The 6279-nt window shown below is 66.9% G+C and carries 4 protein-coding genes; 1 reads left to right on the top strand and 3 read right to left on the bottom strand.

Going from position 1 to position 6279, the window contains the following annotated elements:
- Positions 1-89: 89 nt before the first annotated feature.
- Genes AB0D18_RS34145 through AB0D18_RS34135 form a run of 3 tightly spaced genes read right to left on the bottom strand, consistent with a single transcriptional unit; the run spans position 90 to position 4288 of the window.
- Positions 90-2228, bottom strand: coding sequence for an ABC transporter ATP-binding protein (locus AB0D18_RS34145; protein ID WP_362427643.1), 2139 nt, complete (start codon positions 2226-2228; stop codon positions 90-92).
- Positions 2225-3250: an ABC transporter permease gene (locus tag AB0D18_RS34140; RefSeq protein ID WP_362427640.1), complete on the bottom strand. Its 1026-nt coding sequence runs from the start codon at positions 3248-3250 to the stop codon at positions 2225-2227. The genes AB0D18_RS34145 and AB0D18_RS34140 overlap by 4 nt, the downstream gene beginning before the upstream one ends.
- Positions 3251-3307: 57 nt before the next feature.
- Positions 3308-4288, bottom strand: a complete 981-nt coding sequence (locus AB0D18_RS34135) for an ABC transporter permease (RefSeq protein ID WP_362427637.1) — start codon at positions 4286-4288, stop codon at positions 3308-3310.
- A gap of 278 nt (positions 4289-4566) precedes the next feature.
- Between AB0D18_RS34135 and AB0D18_RS34130 the strand changes: the two genes are divergently transcribed.
- On the top strand, positions 4567-6264 hold the full coding sequence (locus tag AB0D18_RS34130) for an ABC transporter family substrate-binding protein (protein WP_362427634.1): 1698 nt from the start codon (positions 4567-4569) through the stop codon (positions 6262-6264).
- Positions 6265-6279 lie beyond the last annotated feature (15 nt).

The following is a 6279-nucleotide window of genomic DNA, read 5'->3' as shown; positions in this document are numbered from 1 at the left end:
TACCGTGCACTTCTTTTTTTGGGTCCCGTAACGCGGATGGGGCGCGCGGCATCATGCCGCGCGCCCCTTCCTCGTAACCCAGCAGTCGTCTAGCCCACCACGGTCTCCGCCGCCGGCTTGGCCTCCGGGAAGTGGCAGGCCGCGCGGTGGTCGGCGGCGTGCGAGGTCATCGCCGGGGTCTCGGTGGTGCAGCGCTCCTGCTCCTTGGCACCGAGCGCCAGGAACACCGGGCAGCGGCCACGGAAGCGGCAGCCCGTCTGCTTGTCGGTCGGGCTGGGCGGGTCGCCGGGCAGCAGGATCCGCTGCCGGGCCCGCTCCCGCTTCGGGTCGGGCACCGGGACGGCCGACAACAGGGCCTTGGTGTAAGGGTGTTGGGGGTTGTCGAAGACGGTGTCGACGTCGCCGGACTCGACGGTGCGGCCCAGGTACATGACGCTGACGCGGTCCGCGATGTGGCGGATCACCGACAGGTCGTGCGAGACGAAGAGGTAGGAGAGGCCCAGCTCCGCCTTGAGCTGCTGGAGCAGGTTGAGCACGCCGGCCTGGATGGACACGTCGAGCGCGGAGACCGGCTCGTCCAGGACGAGGAGCTGCGGATTGACCGACAGCGCGCGGGCGATGCCGATGCGCTGGCGCTGGCCGCCGGAGAACTGGTGCGGGAAGCGCTGCGCGTACTCCGGGTTGAGACCGACCTTCGCGAGGAGGTCGGGGACCACCTCGGCGATCTTCTCCTTCTCCATCTTCAGCGCCCGCATGGGCTCCGCGATGACGTCGGCGATCGGCATGCGCGGGTCGAGGCTCGCCATCGGGTCCTGGAAGACGATCTGCATCGCGGAGCGCAGCTTGTGCAGCTCGGCGCGGCCGAGGGAGCCGGTGTCCTGGCCGAGGAGTTCGATCGACCCCGACTCCGGCTTGGCCATGTTCAGGATCTCGAAGAGCGTCGTGGACTTGCCGGAACCGGACTCGCCGACCAGGCCGAGCGTCTCGCCCTGCCGGATGTCGAGGTCGACGCCGTCCACCGCGTACACGCTGCCGACGCGGCGCTTGAAGGCGGTGCCCTTGAACTGCGGGAAGGTCTTCACCAGATCGGTGACGCGCAGGACGCTCCTGCGTTCGTCGCGCGGCACGGCGGCCGCGGCGAGCGGGGGGATCTCGGGGAGGGGGTAGACGTCGGTCGGGCCGAGGTTCTGCGACACGATCTCGTCGGTGCGGTGGCAGGCGACGCGGTGGTCGTTGCCGGTGAGGACCGGGTCCTCGGTGCGGCAGAGGTCCTGCACCATCGGGCAGCGGCCCGCGAACGCGCAGCCGCCCTTGTGGTCCTGCAGGGCCGGGGGAGAGCCGGGGATCGGGACGAGTGGCCTGCGGGACGCCTGCCCACCGTCCTCGGCGGCCTCGTCGATGCGCGGGACGGCGCCGATCAGGCCCAGTGTGTACGGCATCCGGGGGCGCTCGAAGACCTCGTCGACGGTGCCGGTCTCCACGATGCGGCCCGCGTACATGACCGCGATGCGGTCCGCCGTACCAGCGATGACGCCCAGGTCGTGGCTGACCAGGATCATCGCGGCGCCGGTCTCGCGCTGCGCCGTCTTGAGCACTTCCAGGACCTGCGCCTGGATCGTCACGTCGAGCGCGGTGGTCGGCTCGTCGGCGAGGATCACCGCCGGGTCGTTGGCTATGGCCATGGCGATCATCGCGCGCTGGCGCATACCGCCGGAGAACTCGTGGGGGAAGGACTGGGCGCGGGCCTTGGGATTCGGGATCCCGACCAGGTCGAGCAGCTCCACCGCGCGGGCCGCGGCCTTCTCCTTGCTCAGATCGTTGTGCGTACGTAGGGCTTCGACGATCTGCTCGCCGATCCGGTACACAGGGGTGAAGGCCGAGAGCGGGTCCTGGAAGACCATCGCGACCTTGTTGCCGCGGATGTCGCTGAGGTCGCGGTCGGAAGCGCCGAGCAGCTCCCGGCCGTCGAGCTTCACCGAACCGGTGATGATCGCGGTGTCCGGCAGCAGACCCATCGAGGCCAGTGAGGTCACGGACTTGCCCGACCCCGACTCGCCCACGATGCCGAGGACTTCGCCCCGGTGCAGGTCGAAACCGACCCCTCGGACCGCGGGGACGATTCCCTGCGGGCCCTGGAAGCGGACGTTCAGGTCGCGGACCTGGAGCAGCGGCTCACCCTTCGTGGGGGTGGCGGCTGCTGCGGTGGAGGGGCTGGCGGTGGTGGTCACGCACGGCTCCCGGGGGTCTCGTGGGCGGAAGTGGGGGAGGTGAGGGCAGTGGCCTTGGCGGCCTCGGCACGCAGGGCCTTGGCCTCGCGGGCGACCTTGCGGCGCTGCTTGCCGGAGACGCGGTCCGAGGTCGGGTCGAGGGCGTCACGCAGGCCGTCGCCCATCAGGTTCACGGCGAGGACGAAGATCACCAGGACGAGGGCGGCGGGGTAGAAGAGCCAGGGCGAGGTGAGTGCGGAGTCCTTGCCCACGGAGATCAGGGTGCCGAGCGAGACATCGGGGGACTGCACACCGAAGCCGAAGTAGGACAGGCCGGTCTCCGCCATGACCGCGCCACCGACGGCGATGGTCGCGTCGATGATCAGGAACGAGGCGAGGTTCGGCAGGATGTGCCGCAGGATGATCCGGAAGGGGTGAACTCCCATGAACCGGGCGGCCCGTACGAACTCCTGGTCCTTCAGCGAGAGCGTCATCGAGCGCACCACGCGGGCGGTGATCATCCAGCCGAAGACCGCGAGCAGCGCGACGAACGCGAGCCAGCCGCTCTCCTTGAACACCGGGGACATCACCGAGATGATCAGGAAGGCGGGGAAGACCAGCATCAGGTCGACCAGGAACATCGAGACGCGGTCCACCCAGCCGCCGAAGTAACCGGCGCAGGCGCCGATGGCGGAGGCGAGCACCGTCGAGAACAGGGCGACCAGCAGACCGATCATCAGCGACTTCTGCATGCCGCGCGCCGTGAGCGCGAAGACGTCACGGCCGATCTGGTCGGTGCCGAACCAGTGGGCCGCGGACGGCGGCTGGGTCATCGCGGTGAAGTCGATGTCCGTGTACTCGTACGGAATGACGAACGGCCCCACGAAGGCGAGCAGGAACAGCAGCACCACCACGACGGCGCCGATCAGGGCGTCCTTGCGGGCGGAGAAGCGGCCCCAGACGACCTTGCCGCGGCTCGATGGAGACGCTGGTGCGGTGGGAATTTCGAGGGGGACGACGGTGGCGGTTTCGGTGGCGGTCATCGGCTGGATGCTCCCTGCGGGACGGTCATGGCTCGGTCGATGCGTACGGCGCGGAGGTCACGCACTGCGGACCCGGGGGTCGAGCGCGGCGTGCAGTACGTCGGCGACGAAACCGGCGAGCAGCACCATGACGGCGGCGAACAGGCTGTACGCCACGACGGCGTTGACGTCGTTACGGCTGATGGAGTCGACGAGCCACTCACCCATGCCGTGCCAGCCGAAGATCTTCTCGGTGAAGGTGGCGCCCGTCAGCAGCCCCAGGAATCCGTACGCGAAGAACGTCGACATCGGGATCAGGGCGGTGCGCAGACCGTGCTTGAGGATCGCCTTGTTGCGGCGCAGCCCCTTGGCCCGTGCGGTGCGCAGATAGTCCGAACCGAGCACGTCCAGCATGGTGTTGCGCTGGTAGCGGCTGTACGAGGCGATGGCGATGGCGGCGATGACCAGGGTGGGAAGCATCAAGTGGCCCAGGCGGTCCAGGAGGTGGGTGAGGAAGCCGCCCTCCAGGCCGGGGGTTGTCTCACCGGTGAACTGAACGTCCGAGCCGGTGGATTCGTTGATGGAGACCATGGCGTTCTTGACGAACAGGGCGAGTACCAGGGTGGGTGTCGACATGATCAGGAAGGCGAAGATCGTCATCGCCCGGTCGGAGAACCGGTATTGACGCATTGCCGCCCATGCGCCGGCGAGGATGCCGATCACGGTGCCGAGGATGGTGCCCGCCAGCAGGAGCCGGAGCGAGACGCCTATGCGGTTGCCGAACTCCTCGTTGACGGACGTGCCTTCGATGGTCCTGCCGAAGTCGCCCTGCACGGCGTTCGCTGCCCAGCTGCCGAAGCGGTCCGTGAGCGGCGTCTTGTCATTGATGCCCAGCTCGGTGAGCTGGGCTTCCACCACTGCGGCCGGGGGCTTCGGGTTGCGGCCTTCGAAGGAGGTACGCGGATTGAGCGCCGACGCGGCAAGCGCGTACGACAGCCCGATCGCCACCAGGAGCAGCACGATGTAATAGCCGAGCCGCTTCGTAAGAAAGCCGAGCACGGGACCTCCAACTGACCTGAGGGGGGATGATGCTTCCGTGGTGCGGCCACGGAGTGCGGCAAGCCGGGGTCCGACACCGGTTGCGGTGTCCACATTCTGGGTTGTGATGTCCGATTAAAGGACCTCTGCAAGATCTCGATCAGGCAAAGATTGCCCATGCAACGTTTTATTTACCGAGATGAGCGCCCTAATGTCGCGGATCAACAGCGATCGGGATCCGTCGGGCGAAGACGGCCGACGCGTCTCAGTCTGTGGGATTCAGTAAAACGGGAGTTCTCATGCGTAACACCACCAGGGCGGCTGCTTTTGTCGTCGCCGCCGTCACCGGCTCGATGCTCCTGACGGCATGTGGCGGTTCCACCGACGATTCGGCCGACAAGCCGAAGAAGCAGGTCACGGCGGACCACGCCTCGGAGATCAACCCGCAGCCCGCGGACAAGGTCAAGCAGGGCGGCCAGCTTCGCCTCTCGGTGGCCAACTGGATCACGCAGTTCAACGGCAATCAGGTGCAGGGCGGGCTCGGCGACCGCACCACCATGACCAAGCCGATGCTGCCCAGCGTCTGGGACGTGGACGCGCAGGGTGCCTTCACCCCTGACAAGGACTACATAGAGTCCGCCGTGTCCGGGGACAAGGGCGGCAAGCAGGTCCTCACGTACAAGATCAACCCGAAGGCCAAGTGGTCCGACGGAACCGCGCTGAGCTACCGCGACTTCGAGGCCATGTGGAAGGCGAACGGGCTCGGTGATGAGAAGTACCTGATCGTCGACCCGACCGGCTACGAGGATATCGAGTCGGTCAAGGCCGGGGCGAACGACCAGGAGGTCGTCGTCACGATGAAGAAGCAGACCTCCCAGTGGCAGGCCATGTTCTGGCAGCTGCTCCCCGCCAAGTTCATCGACACGCCCGAGAAGTTCAACAAGGCCTGGGTCGAGAAGGTCCCTGCGACGGCCGGTCCGTACAAGGTCGGCTCGATCGACAAGGCTTCGCAGACCGTGACCCTCGTCCCGGACGAGAAGTGGTGGGGCGAGAAGCCCAAGCTGGACAAGATTATCTTCCGGGCGCTGGACCGTGTCGCGGCCGTCGACGCCTACCTGAACCGCGAACTCGACGCCGTGTCGGCCGGTAACGCCGACTACTACAAGCGGACCAAGAAGACCCCCGGCACCGAGTTCCGTATCGGCGCTCCGTGGGACATGACCCACATCGTCTTCGGCGCCAACGGCAACATGGCCGATGTGAAGGTGCGTCAGGCGATCCAGCTGGCCATCAACACCAAGACGCTGGCCGACATCCCGGCCAACGGCATGCCGGTCGACTACAAGACCCTTGGTAACCACTTCTACATGGGCAACCAGAAGGGCTACCAGGACAACTCGGGCAAGTACGGCAAGGGTGACATCGCCGCGGCCGGCAAGGTGCTGGACGAGGCGGGCTGGAAGGCCAAGAACCCCGGCGAGATCCGCACCAAGGACGGCAAGCCGCTCGTCGTCAACTTCCTTGAGACGGCTGGTGCCAGCGCCACGATCAAGAGCCAGGACGCGGCGTCGCAGGCCATGCTCAAGCAGGCCGGTATCGACATGAAGATCAACAACGTGCCGGAGAACGACTACTTCGACAAGTACATCACTGCGGGCAACTTCGAGATGGTCAGCTACCGCAGTACCAGCTACACGGGTCTGGCCAGCGACTTCTTCGCCAGCTACCGCGACCCGAAGGGCAAGCAGCTCTTCCAGAACAACGGCAAGATCGTGACCCCGGGCGGCGAGGCGAAGTTCCGCGAGGCGCTCACCGCGAAGACCCCGGAAGAGGCGGTCAAGCTCCAGCAGGAGGTCGACAAGCTGGTCTGGGACGCGGGCCACACCCTGCCGACCTACCAGACCCCGGCCGTCTGGGCCGTCCAGAAGAAGGTCGCCAACTACGGTTCGCCGGGCATGGCGTCCGTCGACTGGACCAAGGTCGGCTTCATGAAGTAACCCTCGGGTTGCTCT

The organism is Streptomyces sp. NPDC048442 (genome assembly GCF_040651475.1).
Taxonomy (GTDB): Bacteria; Actinomycetota; Actinomycetes; order Streptomycetales; family Streptomycetaceae; genus Streptomyces.
The sequence above is the reverse complement of the archived record's forward strand: the minus strand, read 5'-3'. Positions and strand labels throughout refer to the sequence as shown.